1 protein-coding gene is annotated in these 706 nt (G+C 41.4%); it reads right to left on the bottom strand.

The window, feature by feature from the left end; translation table 11 throughout:
* Positions 1-655 (bottom strand): BglG family transcription antiterminator (locus GFC01_RS17805; protein ID WP_341474088.1); only part of this gene is annotated, 655 nt, incomplete at its 3' end.
* Between the last annotated feature and the right edge of the window lie 51 nt (positions 656-706).

Below are 706 nucleotides of genomic sequence, written 5' to 3' on the forward strand. Positions count from 1 at the left end.
CCGTATCACCGGCTAAATCAAGCTGCAGTTTTTGATCAATGGCCTTCAGCATGAGCTGTACAAGCCGGCTCGTGTCATCATCTACAATTTGTTTTTGACCGTTCGAGGAAAAGGACTGTACCATTTTGGCTGTTCCTAGCAAATGAATGGTGATATAGACAATTTCCTCTTGTGGAAATGAGACATCCAGCAGCCCTTCAAGACGCTCCACCATTTTTTTAGCGACCTTATATTCCTTTGCCCGCGGAATTTCGCTGATTTCCTCTGGAAGAACAGATACATAGTTTCCGTGTCTAATTCGTTTGCAGGCAATGGCGACATGAACGATTAAATTATTCATGCAAATGTCTGATAGATTCATACCTTCCTCATTGATATAATTGATCATTGTTTTCTGAATCAATTCGAGTTCATGCTTTGGCAAAATAGTAACAGCTGTGTTCAGCATCGTTTGATAAGAACGACGTTCATTGAATAAATATTCTGACATACAATAACGGATTTTCATCTCTGATCCCTTGATTCGGCAGCCTTTGCTAGGCTTCGCTTCCAGCTTCAGATCAAAGGGCTCCAGCTTACGTTTGACCGATTTCACATCGTTGCTCATCGTTGATTTACTAATAAACAGCTGCTCCTGTAAATCCTCCAGCTTCACATAGGATTCTGCCAAAAGAAGCCTTTTTAAAATAAACCGAACACGCTCCTC

Origin of the sequence: Desulfofundulus thermobenzoicus, from assembly GCF_009428905.1 — a bacterium.
Lineage (GTDB): Bacteria > Bacillota > Desulfotomaculia > Desulfotomaculales > Desulfovirgulaceae > Desulfofundulus_A > Desulfofundulus_A thermobenzoicus.